General features: G+C 36.5%; 16 protein-coding genes. 9 read left to right on the top strand and 7 right to left on the bottom strand.

Annotated elements, in window-relative coordinates; all coding sequences use genetic code 11:
* Positions 1-23: 23 nt before the first annotated feature.
* Both JST55_06490 and JST55_06495 read left to right on the top strand, forming a co-directional pair.
* Positions 24-206 (top strand): CPXCG motif-containing cysteine-rich protein, encoded by a 183-nt coding sequence (locus JST55_06490; protein MBS1493137.1) that lies wholly within the window; start codon positions 24-26, stop codon positions 204-206.
* A gap of 615 nt (positions 207-821) precedes the next feature.
* Positions 822-1,751, top strand: a complete 930-nt coding sequence (locus tag JST55_06495; GenBank protein MBS1493138.1) for a rhodanese-related sulfurtransferase — start codon at positions 822-824, stop codon at positions 1,749-1,751.
* 21 nt (positions 1,752-1,772) lie between these two features.
* Here the strand turns inward: JST55_06495 and JST55_06500 are convergent, their stop codons facing one another.
* Positions 1,773-3,623: a DUF4153 domain-containing protein gene (locus JST55_06500; GenBank protein ID MBS1493139.1), complete on the bottom strand. Its 1,851-nt coding sequence runs from the start codon at positions 3,621-3,623 to the stop codon at positions 1,773-1,775.
* A gap of 170 nt (positions 3,624-3,793) precedes the next feature.
* Entirely contained in the window at positions 3,794-5,470 is a 1,677-nt protein-coding gene (locus JST55_06505; GenBank protein ID MBS1493140.1) for a hypothetical protein, read from the bottom strand.
* Positions 5,471-5,626: 156 nt separating this feature from the next.
* On the opposite strand from JST55_06505, the gene asnS reads away from it, so the two are divergent.
* The 7 genes from asnS to JST55_06540 are packed head-to-tail and all read left to right on the top strand — an operon-like array spanning position 5,627 to position 11,512.
* A complete protein-coding gene (gene asnS / locus JST55_06510; protein MBS1493141.1) occupies positions 5,627-6,964 on the top strand; it encodes an asparagine--tRNA ligase in 1,338 nt (445 codons plus the stop codon).
* A 15-nt stretch (positions 6,965-6,979) separates the two neighbouring features.
* The gene (locus tag JST55_06515; GenBank protein MBS1493142.1) at positions 6,980-7,672 is read left to right on the top strand and encodes a hypothetical protein; all 693 of its coding nucleotides are present in this window, start codon (positions 6,980-6,982) and stop codon (positions 7,670-7,672) included.
* A gap of 6 nt (positions 7,673-7,678) precedes the next feature.
* Entirely contained in the window at positions 7,679-8,155 is a 477-nt protein-coding gene (locus JST55_06520) for an NYN domain-containing protein (GenBank protein ID MBS1493143.1), read from the top strand.
* A gap of 21 nt (positions 8,156-8,176) precedes the next feature.
* Positions 8,177-8,710, top strand: a complete 534-nt coding sequence (locus JST55_06525) for an HDIG domain-containing protein (GenBank protein MBS1493144.1) — start codon at positions 8,177-8,179, stop codon at positions 8,708-8,710.
* A gap of 14 nt (positions 8,711-8,724) precedes the next feature.
* Positions 8,725-9,651 (top strand): ABC transporter ATP-binding protein, encoded by a 927-nt coding sequence (locus JST55_06530; protein MBS1493145.1) that lies wholly within the window; start codon positions 8,725-8,727, stop codon positions 9,649-9,651.
* Positions 9,652-9,661: 10 nt separating this feature from the next.
* Positions 9,662-10,462, top strand: a complete 801-nt coding sequence (locus JST55_06535; protein ID MBS1493146.1) for an ABC transporter permease — start codon at positions 9,662-9,664, stop codon at positions 10,460-10,462.
* Positions 10,463-10,471: 9 nt separating this feature from the next.
* Positions 10,472-11,512, top strand: coding sequence for a hypothetical protein (locus tag JST55_06540; protein ID MBS1493147.1), 1,041 nt, complete (start codon positions 10,472-10,474; stop codon positions 11,510-11,512).
* A gap of 19 nt (positions 11,513-11,531) precedes the next feature.
* On the opposite strand, the gene fbp is transcribed toward JST55_06540, so the two are convergent.
* From fbp to JST55_06565, 5 genes are all read right to left on the bottom strand, one after another.
* On the bottom strand, positions 11,532-12,545 hold the full coding sequence (gene fbp, locus JST55_06545) for a class 1 fructose-bisphosphatase (protein ID MBS1493148.1): 1,014 nt from the start codon (positions 12,543-12,545) through the stop codon (positions 11,532-11,534).
* Between the two features lie 12 nt (positions 12,546-12,557).
* On the bottom strand, positions 12,558-13,130 hold the full coding sequence (gene lpcA, locus JST55_06550) for a D-sedoheptulose 7-phosphate isomerase (GenBank protein ID MBS1493149.1): 573 nt from the start codon (positions 13,128-13,130) through the stop codon (positions 12,558-12,560).
* Between the two features lie 28 nt (positions 13,131-13,158).
* Positions 13,159-14,520 (bottom strand): DNA repair protein RadA, encoded by a 1,362-nt coding sequence (radA, locus tag JST55_06555; GenBank protein MBS1493150.1) that lies wholly within the window; start codon positions 14,518-14,520, stop codon positions 13,159-13,161.
* Positions 14,521-14,532: 12 nt separating this feature from the next.
* The gene (locus JST55_06560; protein ID MBS1493151.1) at positions 14,533-17,682 is read right to left on the bottom strand and encodes a response regulator; all 3,150 of its coding nucleotides are present in this window, start codon (positions 17,680-17,682) and stop codon (positions 14,533-14,535) included.
* A 90-nt stretch (positions 17,683-17,772) separates the two neighbouring features.
* Positions 17,773-21,417: an FAD-dependent oxidoreductase gene (locus JST55_06565; GenBank protein ID MBS1493152.1), complete on the bottom strand. Its 3,645-nt coding sequence runs from the start codon at positions 21,415-21,417 to the stop codon at positions 17,773-17,775.
* Positions 21,418-21,435: the final 18 nt, after the last annotated feature.

Below are 21,435 nucleotides of genomic sequence, written 5' to 3' on the forward strand. Positions count from 1 at the left end.
CTACTAATAGGTAAAAATTTCTTATGCAAATAGAACACGAATTTACCTGCCCTTACTGTTTTGAGAAAATCTCAATTCTTATAGACCCCACTGAAGATCCTCAGGCTTATGTAGAGGACTGCGAAGTCTGCTGCAATCCCATTGCCATCGCATGTGAAGTCAAAGACGGAGAAGTTATTGACTTTGAAGCGTTTCAAATCGATTAGTTGTCAGTTGCCGGTTATTAGTTGTCAAAAAAAAGTCGCATTATTGTCGCATTCCGGAACACTGATGTTTATGATTATTATGATGTCACTGATGAATAGTAAATTGTTATTCGCCTTGGCGAATCACATTCTTTAATTCCTTTCTGTTTTTAAACAATTCAACTTCTTAATATTTTTCTAAATTGATGAATTTTTGACGGATTCTTCTGCAAAATAAATTGCATCGAGTTGCAGGGGGCGCTCGCACGAACCGAAGGTTCGTTTGCTCAAACTAAAAAATTGAGGAACTCAATTTTTTAGTTTGAGCAAGTCCCGACTTCGTCGGGACGCGAGCGCCCCCGAATTGCTGCTTACAATATATCAATTTTTATTTTCCGTTCTGAAGTACTTTTACCTATTCCTGCTAATAGGGAAAATAATTTTTAATCGCTTGACACAATTTCCTGATAGAAATCATAAGGCTCTACTACATCTTCAAATCAGGAAAGTATCCAAATAAGTTAAGAATTATATTTATGCACTTAACCACCCCCTCAGTCCCCCTCCTTGTAAAGGAGGGGGAAGTAATGTACTTTTTGCATTAAATTTTTTTACCGTTATTATTATTTTCCGAATATGAAAAGAAATGTACGACCTTATAGAATCCTGCTTTACTACCTCTATACGAAGATCGAAAATTCAGAAGCATATGCAGAGCTTCATTTAAAATTCTGCAAATCCTTGGGAGTGCTTGGGCGAATTATAATTGCACACGAAGGTATTAACGGAACAATTTCAGGAACCATCGACCAGACTAACGCATACATTGCTGCAATGCGTATGGACCCGCGTTTTGAAAAAATGGAGTTCAAAATTGATGAAGCCGATGAACATGCTTTTAAAAAAATGTTTGTAAGACACAGAAGTGAAATCGTTACTATGAACCTTGATGAAGATATAGATCCCAATGAAATAAGCGGTAAGAAACTTAAACCGAAAGATTTTTATGAAGCATTACAAAGAGATGATGTTGTTATTGTGGACGGAAGAAATGATTACGAGTATGACTTAGGACACTTTCCCAATGCAATAAGACCTGAGGTAAGAGTCTTTAAAGAATTCCCGGATTGGATAAGAAAAAACCGCGAGATGTTCGAAGGCAAAAAAATCCTCGCCTACTGCACAGGCGGAATAAGATGCGAGAAGCTGACGGGATTATTTTTAAAAGAAGGATTTGAAGATGTAAATCATTTACACGGTGGAATAATAAACTACGGAAAAGATAAAGAAGTTAAAGGCAAAGGATGGCTTGGCAAATGCTACGTATTCGATGAAAGAATTTCAGTTGATATAAATTCAGCAGAGCCGCATCAGATCGTTTCAAAGTGTTATCACTGCGGCGAGCCATGTGAAAGATATGTAAACTGCGCTCAGCTTGAGTGCCATGCGCAATTTTTATGCTGCGAAGAGTGCGATGTAAAAACAAAACGCTCCTGCTGCGAAGAGCATAAAAATTCAGAGCGCAACGAGTATAACATAAAAGAACGTGAAGCCGCACTTTCGTGAGGCTTCACAATATATTTTTCTTTACTTTTTTATTTTAATAAGAACATTACCTGCAATTGAGTTTATCATAGGTGTCTTGCCTTTGAAGTAACCTCCCATGCTTTCCAGATTGAAGTTCAGTTTTATTTTATTGTTATCAATTATAAAGTTTCCTTTATCAGCCGGCAGCTTTTTATATAGATCTTCTGCTTTTAAACTGTCAATCAGCGGATTAAAGTTATACACAGATATCTCTGCTCCGTTAAGGTCGACCCGCATCATTGCAGGCTCTCTCAGTAGTGTAATTCCTATTTTGTTTGAATCTATTTTAATTACATAGGTGGAATCAGGTAGAAAATCTTTTTCTTCGTTTTGTCTGTAAACACTTAGAGGAGAATAATAATCGTAATCAGAAATTTTAGTCACTGTGCTTCTATCGAAATAATAATTGAAATAATTTTTCTTTTCAGAGTTATAGTTTTCCCTGAAGTAAGATTTATATTGCAGTCCCATTAGTTTCATTACATCTCCCGGTTGTGAATAAGAATTTTTACTGTTAATTGAATCCAGGCTGGAATCAAACCATTTTTGCAGGACATCAATTGATTTTCTTTCTGCAAAGAAATGAACTATTGAACTGATATTGCCCTCATCATTATCGCTTATGTTCTGATGAGCAGTTTTATCCATCGGCTTAATTTTTCCGTCAACTAATATTTTATTGTCTGTTAATAGTTTTTCAAGTCTGCTCATCTGGCTGCGCTGAGATACTGAGAAAGCTCCCCACGGACCGAATGATGTGATAAAGCAAAGCAGGCAGAGTGTTATAGGAATTAATTTTATATTTTTCTTTTTGCTGAACAAAAAATAAAGTGATATAAATGTAAGCCAGCATGCTAGCACAAATACGAAATATCTTTTTTCTGTAATTCCATATTCAAACAGCCTTGTTAATATTGCGATAAAAAGCAAAACTATTAAAGGAAGGAGTGCAATATAAAATGATTTTGAGAAAACCTTTATCCACTTGTTCTCTTCATAATTTCTTATAGGGTATATAAGAAGCAGCGAAAAAATTCCCGCTATTGAGAAACATAATATCAAATATGATACCCATCCCACAGGAAGATTCCACAGAATGATAATTTTTCCCATGTACAGATACAGTATCACAAGGTAAATTGTAACCAGCGGAAGCAGAACAAACTGTGTAAAGAGCTTTAATGCTTTTGGGTAAACTTCTTCCTGATAAAAATCATTTAAGTTTTCCGGAATGCCTGCAAGAAAGAACCATGTATTAAAAACACCGAGTATTAAAAAGAAAAGCTGAGCATAAATTTTTCCCTTAATGTGCATCTCGAAAAGCTCGTTAAAAGAAAGAATAGCAACTGATAGCCCTGCATATAAAACGCCAGAGAACAGAACCGATGTAAGTATTCGCAGGAAAAATAATTTATTGAACCTCCAGAATGCATCAATGTTCTGTTGATGTTCAACATCAGAATTCATGAATGCCGTGAAAGAAACCAGCAGATGAAAACCTAAAGCAAAAAGAAGAAATCTTGTAATTTCAATTAAGCCGAGGTCGGCAGGAAGTGTAAAATAATAAACAGCAAGCAAAATTATACCTGCTCCCTGAATGAGATAATTTTTTCCTGTTGGCAGCTTGAAAACTTCATTGCGTAATGTAAGTGAAAGCAGAAATGAAATTCCCAGTCCGCAGCACATAACTACATTGTATAAACGCTGATAGTCTCTTCCCGGCTCCGCTTCAATTTCTATAAGATACATCATAAGAATTGAACCGAGAATTGACACTAAAATTACAAATGGAAATCTTTGCAGTGTTTCCATTGCATCTTCATAAAGCAGGGTAAGGGAAGGAATTTTCATATCAGATGTTTATAATTTAATTTTAACGATACACAAAACTAAAATTTTAAAAAGCACTTTGTACTACAAAGTTACTTAAGATTAGAATAGATTGCAAGTGCTTTCTTATTTGGGTTCGTATGCTTCAAAATCAGTTTATTTATTATACACCGGAAAAGCAAAAATGTTGCCTACGGCTCACGCCAGTCATATTTTTTCAATAAGTCCCATATTTCCGTCAATTTAAGCCGGACTGCAAGTGTGTAAAGAATTGAGTAGGGAGCCGATACGGAATAAATGCTGTTCTTATTTCCTTCCTGAATTTTATCGCAGGTAGTTTTAAGCTGATATAAATACTTATTAATAAAGTCCGCTTTCTTTATAATGGGAAAATCTTCCTGCATCTTGAAAGCCAGTGTAATCGCATCGTAGAGGTTGAAATCTATTGCAAGATTTCTTGTCTTCATCATTCTGTGAAGCTTTCCTTTTATAACTTCAGCATATTGAATATCAATATCTCCCTTCTTCAAAAAAATTATTAATAAAAAAGTGATGTAAATATTACTTAATGTATTAGGTGAAATACTTTCCCTCATGCTTATAATAATATTACTCAGGACCTTCTGAAAATTATCAAGGATATCATTTTCCGGAGCAAGAAACTCAGGCATAGTATTTCTATCGTTTTCAAATCTCAGAATCTTTGCAAAGTGTTTTTCATTCTCAATCTGATAGTATGTAAGAAATACGAAAGCTTTATTTGAAGAGAGCACTGCATTTGCAAGTGCATGATTCATTAATGCATCGCTGCTTCTCGAATCAATGTCATATGACATAATATGAACATAATACTTTATAAGAAGAAATGTATGTGCGCTGTACGGAGCAATTCGTGAGCAGATTTCGTAATACTCTTTTATTTTGCTTTCTACTTCTACACGTTTGTTTTTATCGTCATTAAATTCCAGCAGCGCCAGATATGAATTAGCAACAGCCGCTTCAGATTCCCTTCCTTCTTTATCAGCCTTTTCAGCAATTTCATTGCAGATTATTCTTAGTTTTTCGTTGTTACTCAGCCGGAATTGAATCAGCGCAATTAAAAGCGGAATACCATATCTGTAAACCTCCAGATCAAACTCTTTTATAATTTCATATGCAGCATAAAGATTATTTAACGCAGATAAATAATTTTTATCACTGATTAATTTAAAAACATGCTTGTATGAACGCGTAAGAAACAGCCTTACATTTACGGTTGCTTCTTCAGCCTCTGAAATGGAATACTTATTTTTTGTTTTGTAAAGTTTTTCAAGTCTGTTATAAAATGCCAGGAATTGCGGATAATTTTTCTGTACATAATAATAATGCCCAAGGGTTTCAACACTTTCATATTCATATAGAAATACCTGCGCCGCTGTGAGATTATAATTTTTGGCAAACTCTTTCCTGTCTTTATCTATCTGCCCGATTATATTCAGATGGAAAGTCTTCATCTCCTTCTTCATTCCTATTGTATTCATTCTCTTCGCTTTGAGAAAATCAAATTCCAGGTCAGTTCCTTTAAAGTTTTCCCTTAGCTCCTTTTCAATTTTTTCCCAGTTGAATACATACTCCCGGAAATCAGCAAGCAGCCGTGACTTGAGCGTATCAAGCTCACCGCTTTTAATTCCAAGCTCTTTGCAGACGGCGGCTGAATTCCAGTAGTTTATTTTATCCGCATCAACGTATCCATAAATAATTTTAAGCAGCTTCACGTTCTTTTGTCCGGACGCATTCTTTCTGTTAAGAAGCTTATTGAGATATTCTTCCCGCTTTTGAGAATCAATTACGGAAAATTCGAGAAGGTAATTTAATGAAGCTTTATTCATCTAGAGTATAAGAATCTCAGATAAAAAATTTGTAAAATGGATGTATCCGGAAAAGTTATTCGAAAATAAACGATTTTTTATAGATTTTCTAATCCATTTAATTAAACCTCTATATTCGCTAATTTTAGCCATTAATTTAATTCAATCTCATTAGTAATGGAAAGAGTATACATAAACAAAATATCGGAACATGTAGATAAAGAAGTCACGATTAAAGGCTGGCTTTACAACATCCGTTCATCAGGAAAATTAATGTTTCCCGAGTTCAGAGACGGCTCAGGATTAATCCAGGGAGTTGTATCTAAAAAAGAAGTTTCAGAAAAGATCTGGGAAGACTTCGGCAAACTGACTCAGGAATCTTCCGTAATAGTCAAAGGTAAAGTAAGCAAGCATCCGAAAAAAGAAAATGTATATGAACTTCAGGTTACTGATCTTGAAATAGTTCAGATTGCAGAAGAATATCCTATCACTCCGAAGGAACATGGAATTGAATTCTTAATGGATAGACGTCACTTATGGCTGCGCTCACAAAGACAGGTTGCAATTATGAAGGTAAGAAATGAGATTGTCCAATCCATCAGAGATTATTTTTACAAAGAAGGTTTCGTTTTATTCGATACACCTATATTCACACCAAACGCAGTAGAAGGAACAAGCACATTGTTCTCAACCGATTACTTTGATTTAGGCAAAGCTTATTTATCGCAGTCGGGACAGCTTTACGCAGAGTCCGGCGCAATGGCACTAGGGAAAGTTTATACGTTCGGTCCTACTTTCAGAGCAGAGAACTCGATGACTAGAAGACATATTACTGAGTTCTGGATGATGGAACCTGAGATGGCTTACTATGATATAGATGACGATATGGATTTAATCGAAGACTTCCTTGAATACGTTGTGCAGAGAGTTATTAAAAACTGTAAGACTGAACTTGAAACTCTTGAAAGAGATGTAACTAAGCTTGAGAAAGTAAAAAAACCTTTCCCGCGCGTAACTTACGATGAGGCAATTGAAATTTTAAGAAAGAAAGATATTCCGCTTATAAGAAAAACAGCAAACGGCGAAGAGCAGATAAGACCTTTCCCATGGGGGGAGGACTTCGGGGCTCCGCATGAAGAAGCAATTGTTGAAGACTACGATAAACCTGTAATGGTTCACCGCTGGCCTGCAGAAGCAAAGGCATTTTATATGAAGCGTGACCCGAACGATCCGAAGATAGCTCTTGGAGTTGACGTACTTGCTCCCGAAGGATTCGGAGAAATTATCGGCGGCTCACAAAGAGAAGATAACCTCGATTTACTTGTTGAAAGAATTCATGAGCACAAACTTCCTATGGAAGTATTTGAGTGGTATCTGGATTTAAGAAGATTCGGAAGCGTTCCTCACTCAGGTTTCGGTATGGGACTTGAAAGAATGGTAAGCTGGATCTGCAATCTTGAACATATCCGTGAAGCAATTCCGTTTGCAAGAAGGCCGAACAGAATTCGTCCTTAAACTTTTATTTTAAATATGGCCGGCGATTATGCGTTTATATTGTTTATTATTGCATCTGTGCTGATAGGGCTGGCTGTTTATTATTATAAGGACGTTTATAAAAGAAGAGTTTTAACAAATCAGCTTCTTGGTGCAGATGCAGGTACCGGTAAAAAATACGAGTACAAGCATCTTCCCGAAAAATACACGAACTATGAACTGAAAGGTTATGTTAAGAAATATGAGTGGAAGCTGCAGGAAGTTTTTAACCGCGAGAATGACAGATACACTGAGAATAAGCATTACGATTATATAAAATTTTCTGCCGACCTGAATAAAAATCCCAACACGATTTTTATTCACAGGAAGACAAATATAATTTCTAAGCCCGAGCTTTTTAATCATATACAAAGTGTTTTCTTTGACGGCAAGATTTTAAATCCGGATGTTGATGCACAGGTAAAAGAAATGAACATAGTCCCCTGCGGAAGCACGGGAGATTTTATTAGAAATTTTTACGTCTTTGCAAAGAATAAAAACTCCGTAAAAAGAGTTTTAACCGAGTTAGTTGAAGATGCAATTGTTCATGATTTTAACTGGTGCAAAGAGAACTCATTTCAGGTAATGATTTTAAGAGATAAGCTTGTGATTAAAACTCATACTTCGATTAATTCAGGTGAAATAAAATCAATTATAAGATTAGGCGAGAAAATATTAGACTATATTTAGAATAACATGAATACAATTATCATAGACGGCAATAATCTTTTACATAAAATTCCTTCTTTTAAGAAGAGCTTCAGCGCAAGTCCCGATAACACGCGGCGTACATTAGTCGAAGCAGTTAAAGGAAGAGTAAAAATTAAAGCAAAGATAATTTTTGTTTTTGACGGTCACAGCGATGATAAAGTTCACAACGTAATTTACTCAGGCGCAAAAACGGCAGATGAAATTATAAGAAAGTTTATAGAAGAGAATTACAATAAGAATTCGATTAAAGTAGTAAGCTCCGATAACGAAATAACTGCGCTGGCAAAAGTCTGCGGATGCGAAGTGAGCAGCAGTGAAAAATTCTGGGAAGAGATAAATCATTCTTCCCCTACAAAAGGAAAAAATATCAACCAGTTATATATTTACGATAAAGCTGAAAAAGAAAAACCGAACGGAATGAGCAGGAAAGATTTTAACGAATACTTAAAACATTTCACATAGTCTTTTATTTTACCGGTAAAAATGACTTCAACAGAATTACTCCATCAGTACATTAAAAACGAAAATCTCCGTAAGCACTGCTATGCAGTAGATGCATGCATGAGATATTATGCAAAACAGCTTGGCGAAGATGAAAACAAATGGGGAGATGCAGGACTGCTCCATGATCTCGACTGGGAAATGTACCCTGATACACATCCGAATACTGCAGTACCAATCCTTGAAGAACACGGTTATGATAAAGAGTTTATAGATGCAGTTTTAGGGCATGCATACCCCGATAGAACTAATGTTCCCAGAGAAACTAACCTTGCAAAATATCTCTTTGCATGTGATGAGATAACAGGATTTGTAACTGCGTACTCATTAATGAAACCGGACGGAATGAATAGCGTAGAAGCAAAGAGCATCATTAAGAAGATGAAGGATAAAGCTTTTGCAAGAAACGTAAGCCGCGATGATATAAAGCTTGCCGCAGAAGAAATAGGTATTCCTCTTGAAGAGCATATTACAAATGTTATAAGTATTTTAAAAAGTGACAGCAGATTAAATTAATTACAATCTAACTAATGGAAGTAATTTCAACAAAGAATTTAAGAAAAGAGTATCAGGGTAGCGGATTTAGCAAAGATAAAATCACTGCTCTGAAAAATTTTTCTTTCAATGTTCAGGAAGGCGATATATTCGGTCTGCTTGGTCCCAACGGCGCAGGAAAGACAACGCTTGTAAAAGTCCTGCTCGGAATTGTTTACCCGACTGAAGGAGAAGTTTCCATCTTCGGCGAGAGCATTAAGAATGAAAAGTATAAAAAAAGAGTCGGTTACCTTCCCGAGAATCACAAGTTCCCGAATTATCTTACGGGCGAACAGGTTCTGCATTACTTCGGAATGTTAAGCGGACTTACAAAGTCTGAGGTGAAATCACGCAGCGATGAATATCTGAGAATAGTCGATATGGAAAAATGGAAGAAGACAAAGATAAAAAAATATTCAAAAGGAATGATGCAGCGCCTCGGCATTGCTCAGGCAATGATAAATGAACCCGATTTGATTTTCCTTGATGAACCTACTGACGGAGTTGATCCGATTGGAAGAAAAGAGATTAGAGATATATTAATCGGACTGAAAGAAAAAAGAAAAACTATTTTTCTTAACTCGCATTTATTAAGCGAAATTGAATTAGTCTGCAACAAAGTTGCTATTCTCAACAAAGGCGAGCTGATAAAAGAAGGCACCATTGATGAAATTACTTCAAGCGGCAATCAGCATACATTTGCCACTTCGGATTTATCAGATGCAGTAATAAATATTTTACTGAGCCAGCACTTTGCAACTCTTCACGGCAAAAATGAATTTTTAGTGAATTCAGATTCACCTGAAGTGCTCAATTCAATTATAGATATGCTAAGAAAGAACAATGTGAACATTTTAACCTTAACGAAAGAAAAGAATTCACTTGAAAATATGTTCATTAACTTAATCGGTCAGCAAAATTAAAAAAACAACTGTGATTTTTAAAACACTTATATCAGGAGTTCTCAGAGAAGCCATCGCAAAGAAAATTTTTCTCGGCTTCTTTATAATATCCACACTTATACTTCTCGGCTTTCTTGTATTTTTAAATACAGAGTCAGTCACGGGAGTAGCCGCAATGGCAGGTAACGATATCAATGAATTTGTAATCGGCTCGGAAACATTTATACTCAGTGTTTCTTACCTATTACTTATTACTTTCTGCCTTATCGGAGTTTCTTCTATTATTCCGTCGATGCTTGAAAAAGGAAACATTGATTTATTGTTATCCAAACCTGTATCAAGGTCAACAATCATTTTAGGCAAATTCACAGGCGGTTTGATTTTAATATTCGGAAGTCTTGTGTATCTTCTCGGAGGTGTATGGCTTATGGTTTCGCTGAAGTTCGGCTACTGGAACGCATCGTTCCTTTCATCAATCTTCATGCTTACATTTTCATTCGCAGTTATATACTCACTAGTTATTTTCATAGGTATAATTTCGCAAAGTTCGATACTTTCAATTTTAATAAATATATTTTTAATATTTTTAATCTGTCCCTTCTTAGCTTCACGTGAGACATTTTTATTTCAGTTCGTTACAAACAATGTCGGGCAGTTCATAATTAATTTCTTCTATTATATTTTGCCGAAGCCCGGAGATCTTCAGGTTATTACAGCAAATATAATAAAGAAGGAAAAGATAGAATCGTGGCAGCCAGTAGTAACTTCAGCTCTATTTCTGATAACTTTTTTATCTGCATCAATTTATCTTTTTAAAAAGAAAGATTATTAAAAAATATTAATGCTTTATCGTTTCTCTCATATAACAGTATTAATATGTTTAAGCTTATTATTCTTCTCGTGCTCAAATAATGCTCCGAAGATTGAGCAGCTTCCTCTATCCGTAAAAAATAATTTCAATCTGCTTCAGAAAGACCCGCAGTTTGTGCTTTATATAAATTTTAAAAGCATGAACAAAACTCCTTTCTGGAAGGCAAACGTTTCAGATTCCCTACTCAACGCCGAAAGAACTTTCGGAAGCTTACTGAATACTTTCAAAGTTGCAACCGGCGCATCTATTTCAGAAGGACTTGATGAACTGTATTATTCAAATTCATGGATGGGAGAGAATTCAATTGTACTTAAAGGAATTTTTGACAGAAAGAAACTTAACGATTACCTCGCTAACGATTCAAATTTTTCAAAAGCTGCTGCAAAAGACGGAACTCCCGTTTATATGAAAAATGATAACCGTCTTTATTTTTTCTTTAAAGATAATTTCTCAATCTGCGCAAGCAACTATATGACAATTATTGACGGAATGACTGCAGTGAAAGATACTTCAAAGACGGGATTGCTCGAAAATCCTGAAATGATATCTGCAATTGAAAAAATTTACAACAAGGAAAATTTGTGGATGATCTCCAAAGAGCAGATGTTCATCAGAGGAATATTTATGAATTTTCTTGAATCAAAAATTGAAGCTGATGGAAAGAATGAGCAGAAAGAAATTGATTCAAATAAAATCAGCATAGAAAATATTTACGATAAAATTTCTTCCGTATCTTTTTCTGCAAAGATGGAAAACGACCTGAATTTTTATATACAAACGGAGTTTAAAAACGGCGAGACTGCAAACTTCTTTAAGACTTATATAACGGGATTGCTTTCACTCTCAAAACTTGCTTCTACAGTAAAAGGGAATCAAAAATCACCTGCTGATAAAATTCTTGAATATACTAAAGTAGAGAATTACGATAATACAGTACTTATAATAATGAACATCAATAACTCCAACATCAACGACTTCCGCAAAGGCTCAATTATAAATAAGCCAAATTAATTTTAATAATTAAGACAATTTAATCGTTCTCTTTCAAAAACTTTTCTGCTAACAGTACATCTTCTTCACTTCCGATAAACAACGGAACTCTCTGATGCAGCGCCTGAGGAACAACCTCTAATATTCTTTCTTTGCCTGTAGATGCTCTGCCGCCTGCCTGCTCAACAATAAATGCAAGCGGATTCGCTTCATACATCAGTCTTAATTTTCCGTTCTTGTTTTTCTTATCGGCAGGATAAATAAAAATTCCGCCGTATAATAAATTACGATGGAAGTCTGCAACAAGCGAGCCGACGTATCTTGACGAGTAAGGTCTGTTAGTTTCTTTATCTTCTTCTTTCAGGTAATTTATATATTTTTTCATTCCTTCCGACCACTTGCAATAATTTCCTTCGTTAGTAGAATACGTTTTCGATTTTTTAGGAATCTGCATATTTTCATAGCTCAGTAAAAATTCACCGACTGTAGGGTCAAGCGTAAATCCATGCACCCCTTTACCTGCTGTATAAACTAAAAACGTACTTGAGCCGTAAACAACATATCCTGCCGCAACCTGTTCAGTGCCTCTTTGCAGGCAGTCAGCTTCCGTGCCGGGACCGCTTTCAGAAATTCTTTTATAGATTGAAAAAATTGTTCCTATGGAAATATTTGCTTCTATATTCGATGAGCCGTCAAGCGGATCGAAGTGACAAATATATTTATTGCTGATTGTGTTGTTCAGGATATATTTATCTTCAAGCGGGATAAACTCCTCTTCTTCCTCCGAACACACTGCACAGATATGCCCGCCTGCCTTCATTGTATTTGTCAGCATATCGTTTGCATACACATCAAGTTTTTTTACAGCTTCACCCTGAACATTTTCATCGCCTGTAAACCCAAGTATATCTATTAAGCCCGCCCTGTTTACTTCCAGTGAAATTATTTTACATGCTAATGCAATATCGGCAAGCAAATCGGAAAGTTGTCCTGTTGCATCAGGAATATTTCTTTCCTGGTCAATTATATGTCTGTAAAAGGTTTTGCTTATCATTTATAGAGGGAATTAATTTTTTAAATTTCTTTCTATGTAATCTATTAAAGTATGAATGACTTTAATGTGAATTTCCTGAACTCTGTCCGAATACTTCGATTGCGGCGAACGTATCTCAACATCGCAGACCGTTGCCATCTTACCCCCGTCTTTGCCTGTCAAGCCGACCACTTTCATTCCTCTTTCTCTAGCAGCATCAACTGCATTAAGGATATTTTTTGAGTTACCGCTAGTGCTAATGGCAAGCAATACATCACCTTCTCTTCCCAGACCTTCAACATATCGCGAAAAAATTCTGTCGAATCCGTAATCGTTACCAACACATGTTAAATGTGATGCATCCGATATTGAAACAGCGCCGATTGCTCTCCTGTCATCTCTGAATCTTCCAGTGAGCTCTTCCGCAAAGTGCATTGCATCGCACATTGAGCCGCCGTTACCGCACGAAATAATTTTTCCTCCTTTGTTCAAAGCATCAACCATTAAATCACCTGCCGATTTTATCTTTTCAAAATTAGCATCGTCTGAAAGAAATTTTTCCAGAACTTTCTGAGCTTCAATAAAATTTTCTTTTATTTGGTCCATGAAACTTTTAGTTTTTTTAACTTAATTTTTAAAACAACTTATCGAGCGCATCTTTTATCTTTTCCACTCCAATAATTTCAAAATCCTTCTTCGTATTATAACCTTTAAGATTACTCTTCGGAACAATAATTCTTTTGAAGCCCAGCTTTGCCGCTTCGTTAACTCTTTTATCTAAATATGAAATCGTCCTCACTTCACCCGATAATCCTATTTCTCCCAGAATAACTGTCTCAGAGTCTATCGGAATATCTTTATAACTCGAACATATACTCATTGCAACAGCTAAATCAATTGCCGTCTCATCTATCTTCACACCCCCTGCAATATTTAAAAACACGTCGGCTTTGTTTAAATGAAAGCCAAGTTTCTTCTCAAGCACCGCAAGCATAATGTTCAGTCTCTTGTAATCAAATCCCATCGAAGTCCTCTGCGGAATTCCATAACTCGTAGCTGATACCAGCGCCTGTACTTCAATCAAAATCGGACGGGTTCCTTCAATTGCAGAAGAGATACTGCAGCCCGATGCTCCGTAATTTCTTTGCGATAAAAAAACTTCACTGGGATTTTTAACTTCATTTAATCCCATTTCCGTCATTTCAAAAATACCTATTTCATTCGTTGAACCGAAACGGTTTTTTATCCCACGCAAAATTCTGTAAGCATGGGTTCGTTCTCCTTCAAACTGTAGCACAACGTCTACCATATGCTCAAGAATTTTCGGTCCGGCAATCATACCGTCTTTAGTAATGTGCCCGACTACAAATATAGGGATGTTTTTTGTTTTTGCAATATTAATAAGAAGGGCTGTAGATTCCCGCAGCTGCGATACCGTCCCCGGCGCGCTTTCAATATCGTTGCGGTGAACCGTCTGTATCGAATCAATTACAATCAGCTCAGGCTCTTCGCTGTCAATAACGGCTTGTATTATTTCAAGATTTGTCTCAGATAGAATATAAAAATTTTCCAGATGAAAATTCAGTCTGTCGCTTCGCATTTTTATCTGCAGTGCAGATTCTTCACCGCTCACATATAAAATTCTTTTGTCTTTTATCTTATCGGCAATCTGTAGCATCAGAGTTGACTTCCCTATACCGGGATCTCCACCTATGAGAATTACTGAGCCTCCGACAATTCCGCCTCCTAAAACTCTGTCAAGCTCTTCAATGCCTGTCTGAATTCTGTTCTCTCCAAAGGTCTCAATTTCCGTAATTAATTTTATGTTTGCGCTCTGGCTTTTAAGTTCAACTTTGCGCGCAAGTTTTTCCGTATGAGTATCAATAATTTCTTCGACAAGCGTGTTCCATAATCCGCACTCGGGGCATTTACCGCTCCAGCGGGGACTTGCATAGCCGCAGTTCTGACAGACGTATTTACTTTTTAATTTTGACAGGAGGATTTTATATTAATTGTTTATTGTGAGAAGTTCTTCTTTGGTGCCTTCGAAAGTTTTTTCTAGTTCTTTTATTAAATACATAAGGCCGGGTGTATCTACTTCTTTTATCTTCGTTTCAATTTGTCTGCACAGCTCGGCAATATCTCTTGCGCCAAGATTTAAGCTTGAGCCTTTAAGACTGTGTGTATCAAGGAACACTCTGTCAAAATTACTCTTTGCAGAATTTTCTCTTATACTATCTATTAATTCAACTGACTGGTCAATATATAATTTTACCATGTCATCAACAAACCCTTTATCTCCTATTTCTTTTAATCCGTTCACAACATCCATATCCAGAAAAGTTTTGCTGAAACGCATCTTGCGCATTTCTCTTTCAGCGCGTATTTCCTTACCCCACTTTATTAATGCTTTCTGTACTTCCTCTATGAGAATAGGTTTGCCTATGTAATCATTCATTCCTGCTTCAAGACATATTTCTCTATCGCCCTGCATAACGTTTGCTGTCATTGCAATAATTTTCGGGCGAAGTTCAAGTTTTCTGTTTTTTAAAATATGTTTGGTCGCTTCAAGCCCGTCCATCTCCGGCATTTGTATATCCATAAACACAATTTCATAATGCTGGCGGTTCAAGGCTTCAAGAACTTCCAGTCCGTTGCTTGCAACATCTGCTGAGTAACCCATCTGCTGCAGCAACCTAACTGCGAGCTTCTGGTTTATTAAATTATCTTCAGCTACTAAAATTTTCAGAGGGAGTTTTTCTGCAAGCTTTTTATCAAGCTTGTTTTCAGTCTGCTCTCTTCCGAATGAAATTGCAGAGTTAGTCAACACTTTTACAAGCACATTGAATAACTCGTTCTTTTTAATCGGCTTGGAAATATACTCGGCAAAAATATTGTTGGCAGGTTCTTTATACTCTTTTAAATTCCCAACAGATGTAAGCATAATCATAGGTAAAGCTTCGCGTCCCGAAATTTGTTTTATCTTCTGTCCCAGTTCAAGTCCGTCCATGTCGGGCATAAGCATATCAAGAATTGCGAGATCAAAAATTTTATCTGTCTTCAGTACTTCTAAAACCTCTGCGCCTGTTTCATAAGCTTCGGCAGCCATTCCCCATGACTTCGCCTGCTGTACAAGAATATTTCTGTTCGTTTTATTATCGTCAACAATTAGAATTTTCTTATTTCTGATTTCAGGAATATGTCCGCTCTGATATAATTTTGTTATCTGCTGCTTTGATGCCTGTACATTAATTGTAAAATGGAATGTTGCGCCTTTGCCGAACTCACTCTCTACCCATATTTCACCCTTCATCATTTCAACAAGCTTGCTGCTGATTGCAAGTCCTAAGCCTGTTCCGCCGTATCTGCGGGTTGTTGATGAATCTGCCTGGGAGAACGCTTCAAAAATTTTCTTCTTCTTTTCTTCGTGAATTCCGATTCCAGTGTCTTTCACAGAGAATGAAAGCAATAAATCATCACCGTCACGTTTAACTAAATCTACAGATGTAAACACTTCACCAAAATCTGTAAACTTAATTGCGTTAGAAACTAAGTTACCGAGAATTTGTCTTAAGCGTGTAACATCACCTACTATAATATGCGGGATTTGTGAGTCTATCTGATACAGTAAATCCAGTCTCTTTGCCAATGCGCGAGGCCCCATTAAATCATAAACATCTTCTACGCATGAGCTGAGCTCGAACGGCTGCTCTTCAAGTGTTAATCTTTCAGATTCTATTTTTGAGAAATCAAGAATGTCATTGATAATTGTAAGCAGATGGTCTCCGCTTAATCTTATAGTATCAGCAAACTCTCTCTGCTCTTCTGTTAACTCTGTTTCCATTAATAAACCTGACATACCTATTACTGCATTCATAGGTGTTCGGATTTCATGGCTCATCGTTGCAAGGAACTCTGCCTTTGTCTTCAAGGCATTCTCAGCTTCTTTGCGGGCATTAATAATTTCTTCTTCTGTTTTCTTTCTCTCAGATATGTCCGTCAATGTCCCAAGGAATCTGTAAGCTTTTCCCTTGTCATCTCTGAAGCATTTACCTTTTGACTCTACCCATATCCACTCACCGTTTTTATGTTTTATCCTGTGAAGATTTGTAAATACATCTGTCTTTCCGTCAATATGATCATGCAGAGCATTATATAATGTTTCTTTGTCATCAGGATGAACTGCGTCTTCCCAGAATTTTCTGAAATCCGGTATTTCTCCTTTTGTATATCCTATTATATCAAGAAATGCTTTTGAAAGGAATATATCATCTATATTTAAATCCCAGTCCCATATACCGTCTTTGATTGCAGTTATTGCTAAATTATATCTCTCCTGTGTTTTTCTGTATTCCTCTTCTTTTTTTCTGATATCTGTGACATCAATGCATAACTGATTGATGCACTGAACACCTCCGTTATCATTGTACTCTGCATAAAGAAATGTATCGAGCCATACAATTTGTCCGGATTTGTTTTTAATCCTGTAATCAACACGCAGATTGGTTTTATAATCTTCATCTTTCCATTTTCTATACTCTTCCAAAACCTTTTCTGCATCTTCGGGATAAATTATATCCCGGAGCTGTTCGGGACTAAGACTATCAAATTCTTCTCTGCTGTAACCTGTTTGACGAACAAATTCTTTATTTACGAACTCGTATTTATTGCTCTCAATATTAAAACGTGTAACTGCTATAGGCTGGTTTTCTGCAAGGTTGCGGTATTTATCTTCGCTCTTCTTTAATGCTTCTGCGAATATTTTATGCTCATTAATATCTTCAAAAGTAATAACTAATCCGTTTTCAATTTTACCTGCCCTTAATCTGAACCAGGTTGAGAATCCCTCGTGATTATAGAAGTGTTCGATATCCAGCGGTACTCCGGTCTCAGCAACTTTCACAAGTTTTTCAAAAATGCCGTCTTCTTTTATTCCGGGATATTCTTCACCAATTCTTTTACCAAGCAGTTCTTCTTTTGTGCGTCCGGACATTTTTTCAGTCGCGGAGTTTACGATGATCTTTTCAAAATCAACTATCTCCCCTTTTTTACCATAGACATATTTATAAACACCAATACCAATAGACAAGCTCTCAAGAAGAGCAGGTAGTATGGATTTAGCATCAATAATTTCTGTATTGTTGGAGTTTTTGGACATATAATTTTTGAGATACAGGTAAAGGCGGTCCTATCCGCCGTCATATCCTAGGGGAGAATAATGATATTATCCTATTAAATTAAATAAATATTATTTCACAAAACATTCATAATATAATCTATTGAGTTTTTCCATAGGAGCATTCATCTCTAATCTCTCTTCTAAGTTAGAAAAATCAATTTCGTCAAGCTTCTGCTCCTGGCATTCGCAGGAATAAACAAATTTTTCTTTGCCTGTTTCAGGGTCAACATTTCTCAGCAGACATCGCGCGCAGACCGCTTTCATCATACATTGCATAGGTGAATTAATATTTGCAACTGCTTCGTGTCCGTTAAGATATTCTTTTAAAAATGTTTTTCGCGCATCACGGATTCCCTGCATCATTTCAGGACTTCCTGCCGTAATAATTTTATTTATATGTTTCAGATCTTTATCGTTACTAACGTAATTTTTAATTCCTTCGATGATAGTGCCTTTGAAAAATGTATCTTGTTCTCTTGCAGGATTTATATCTCCTTCTTCCGAGCACCATATAACTTTATCGCTGGAGCTTTCTATTATTTCCCTGTCAAAAACCTCATCATTTTTTCTGTATCCTGCAAAGTACAAAACGTTATTATTTTGCTTTTTTAATTCCTGCGCAACTGAAAGCAGCACTGCATTACCTGAACCGCCTCCTGCAATAAGGACATTTTGTCCCGTGGAAATCTTAGGCGTATTACCTGTCGGTCCCATCAAGAAAACTTTTTCGCCTTCTTTTAAATTCTTAATGAGTGAGGTTGAAACTCCGCGCTCAATAACAACAAATTTAAGCAGACCGTTTTCTTTATCTGCGCTTACACCTGCAAGAGCAACACCTTCAAATGCTGTCGAGATTCCGTTCTTCTTTTCAGTCAGCACTTCATAGTTCTGTAATTTAAAGAACTGTCCCGCGCTAAATTTATCAGCGCCGGATTTGCTTTTTATAATAAGCTCAATTGTTCTGTCGTTCAGTCTCTTTACAGAATGAACTCTTGCAACAAATTTTTCATCAGTAATTTCAAAAAATTCTTTTGAAGTTTTAAACTTACCTTCTTCATTTTTTAAAATATCTACAACATCCCATGAGCCTTTCTTCGCAGATGCCATTGCCTTCACAACGCTTCCGACATACTTCGGATGAATATCTCCGTAGAAGGAAATGAACTTTCCGTTCTTATTGTATGATGTAAAGAAACCGTCTTCTTTAGTGCTTACTGCTTCCAGTGAATACTTACCGTCATCACCTTTTACAGGTTTGAACGTTTTGAAATACTGCCACTTGGCATCCATCTCAAAAGTCTCTGGATTTTCGAATTCATACATTGAGTTCGGCGATGTTCCCGCGGCTACCTGAACAGTCTTTGCAGGCATTTCAATAAACTCACCGCTGCTTCTGTATTTTATTTTTCCGTCCTCAGTTTTTTCTACTGTCTGTTTTTCAAAAATTACTTTCTCTGCCCTTCCGTATTTGTCTTTAACAATTTCAGTCGGAGATAAGTTTTCAACAAAATAAACTCCCTGCTCAAGCGCTTCTTTTATTTCTTCGTGGTTCAGTCTGTATGCCGGTGAATCCTGCATTCTCTTTCGATATACCAGTGAAACTCCGCCGAACTTTCTGACTAAATCTATATAATTTGTTTTTCTGTTCTCAACTTTTGCAAGCTCTTCTTCTGCTCTTACTTCTTTTCCGTGAGCAATAAAAGTTTTTATTATCTCTTTATCTTCCTCATTGAATGTGCTCCAGAAATAATCTTCACCCTTCTCTGCCGTTATCTTTTCGTATCTGTCTAAAACTCTTTTTACCTGAACAGGATAATATGCTGCCGTTTCCGTTGTAGTATCAATTGCAGTCAATCCCCCGCCGATAACTACTGCCGGAAGCTGAATCATCGTGCTTGTAAGATTATCATCCTTGCTTGCGCCTGATAACTGCAGTGACATTAAATAATCAGTCGACTTTCTTACACCTTTTGCAAGATTATTTTTCATATCAACTATCGTCGGCATTCCTGCTCCCGCTGCAATGGCAATGTGGTCAAATCCCATTTCCCATGCGTCATCAATTTTTATTGAGCTGCCGAATCTCACTCCGTCATATAATCTGAAATTATTTCTTCTCGCAAGATTTACATAAATCATCGATAAGAAATTTTTATCCCAGCGGACGGTAATACCGTACTCTGTAACTCCGCCGAAGCCTTGCATAATTCTCTTATCCAGCTCCTGCTCAATTTCTTTTGAAAAATCTTTTATTGCTTTCGGTTCACTTCTTTCATTCGTTAAAGGATTTATTCCTGTATATTCACCAAACAACGGCTCAATTTTCAACGCATCTGTTCCCGTTACACCAAATCCCGCATTTAATAAATGATGTGAAAGGGTGTAACCAGCAGGTCCCATACCGACAACCAATACATTTTTGCCATTGTATTCTTCAGCGTAAGGACGTTTTATATTAATAGGATTCCATCGTGTGAGAAGCGTGTAGATTTCAAATCCATATGGGAGATTTACTACATCTCTTAGCGTATTTGTCTCAACCTGAGGTATATTTACGGGTTCCTGTTTCTGGTAAATACATCCTTTCATACAGTCATTACAAATTCTATGCCCTGTTCCGGGACACATTGGGTTATCAATTGCTACAATTGCAAGCGCAGAGAGCGGTCTTCCACTTTTTCTGAGCAAATGCGCTTCGGAAATTTTTTCATTTAACGGGCAGCCCGTGAGTTCTATTCCAAGTGGATTAGCTTTTAAAGCGCCGAATCTGTCCGTTAGTCCTTTTGAGCATGAATCCTTTTCCCTGTCATGGCAATACATGCAATAATCAACCTGATTCAGAATCTGCCTTTCGCTCATTCTGTGGTCGTGAAGCTCAAATCCGTTTCTCTGTATAAAATGTTTTTCTTCGCCTTCAAGTTTTTCAGGAAAGTTTGGTTCGGGAGTTTCAGTGTGAACAAGATGGTCAAAGTCTAATTTCTCAGGCTCGAAGTATGAAACCCATTTTGCAGCGTCTTTATCATATTGACGTTTTGCAAAAACCCACTGCATAATTTTTTCCATAAGGAATTTAATATTATCGTATTCCTTTTCATCTTCAGTAATTCCGCTTGCTGTTTTTATTTCAGGGATTAACTTTGCCGCGCAGGCTTTATAATTATCGGGAATCTGGAAATTCTCGGGAGCGAATTTATCGCCTTCATAAAACCATCTGTAATTTTTTTCAAGCTCGGCAAGCTCGTTTACAAATCTTGCAGTGAATTTTTCTTCATCAACATCAAAATCTAATTTATCTGCAAAGCATAATTTTATTTTTGTTACAAAAGCATCCAGTTCCGGCCAGTTTATATTTTCAAGGTCGGCAGGTTTAAATCTTCTGAATACTTTTCTCTGAACAAATTCTTTTTTAAATAAAAATATATCTTCATTGTACTGTGCCTCATCAAGATATTTTGAAAGATGTTCCTGTACATTAAAAAGTTCTCCGAGGAAATCGGAAAGGTAAACGCTGGAATTCATTATTACTTCAGATGCCTGAATATAAGTATAGCCCTCGCCCAGGGAATCGCGGTATTTCTTAAATTCTTCAAATTTTTCAGAATTCGCGCTTTCAAAATACTTATAAAAATCCTCAGAGAGATTTCTGAGTTTTTCGCTGACAAACAAATCTGCAAATGTGTACCCGAATTTGGGGTTTAGAATATTTTCGTTCATGCGTAAAAATGATTATTA

The organism is Bacteroidota bacterium, from assembly GCA_018266835.1.
GTDB lineage: Bacteria > Bacteroidota > Ignavibacteria > Tepidaquicellales > Tepidaquicellaceae > JAFDZO01.

Excerpts from the sequence above, each read along its gene's own strand:
- JST55_06490 (MBS1493137.1), top strand. The coding sequence starts at position 24 with ATGCAAATAGAACACGAATTTACCTGCCCTTACTGTTTTGAGAAAATC.
- JST55_06495 (MBS1493138.1), top strand. The coding sequence starts at position 822 with ATGAAAAGAAATGTACGACCTTATAGAATCCTGCTTTACTACCTCTAT.
- JST55_06500 (MBS1493139.1), bottom strand. The coding sequence starts at position 3,623 with ATGAAAATTCCTTCCCTTACCCTGCTTTATGAAGATGCAATGGAAACA.
- JST55_06505 (MBS1493140.1), bottom strand. The coding sequence starts at position 5,470 with ATGAATAAAGCTTCATTAAATTACCTTCTCGAATTTTCCGTAATTGAT.
- asnS (MBS1493141.1), top strand. The coding sequence starts at position 5,627 with ATGGAAAGAGTATACATAAACAAAATATCGGAACATGTAGATAAAGAA.
- JST55_06515 (MBS1493142.1), top strand. The coding sequence starts at position 6,980 with ATGGCCGGCGATTATGCGTTTATATTGTTTATTATTGCATCTGTGCTG.
- JST55_06520 (MBS1493143.1), top strand. The coding sequence starts at position 7,679 with ATGAATACAATTATCATAGACGGCAATAATCTTTTACATAAAATTCCT.
- JST55_06525 (MBS1493144.1), top strand. The coding sequence starts at position 8,177 with ATGACTTCAACAGAATTACTCCATCAGTACATTAAAAACGAAAATCTC.
- JST55_06530 (MBS1493145.1), top strand. The coding sequence starts at position 8,725 with ATGGAAGTAATTTCAACAAAGAATTTAAGAAAAGAGTATCAGGGTAGC.
- JST55_06540 (MBS1493147.1), top strand. The coding sequence starts at position 10,472 with ATGCTTTATCGTTTCTCTCATATAACAGTATTAATATGTTTAAGCTTA.
- fbp (MBS1493148.1), bottom strand. The coding sequence starts at position 12,545 with ATGATAAGCAAAACCTTTTACAGACATATAATTGACCAGGAAAGAAAT.
- lpcA (MBS1493149.1), bottom strand. The coding sequence starts at position 13,130 with ATGGACCAAATAAAAGAAAATTTTATTGAAGCTCAGAAAGTTCTGGAA.
- JST55_06560 (MBS1493151.1), bottom strand. The coding sequence starts at position 17,682 with ATGTCCAAAAACTCCAACAATACAGAAATTATTGATGCTAAATCCATA.
- JST55_06565 (MBS1493152.1), bottom strand. The coding sequence starts at position 21,417 with ATGAACGAAAATATTCTAAACCCCAAATTCGGGTACACATTTGCAGAT.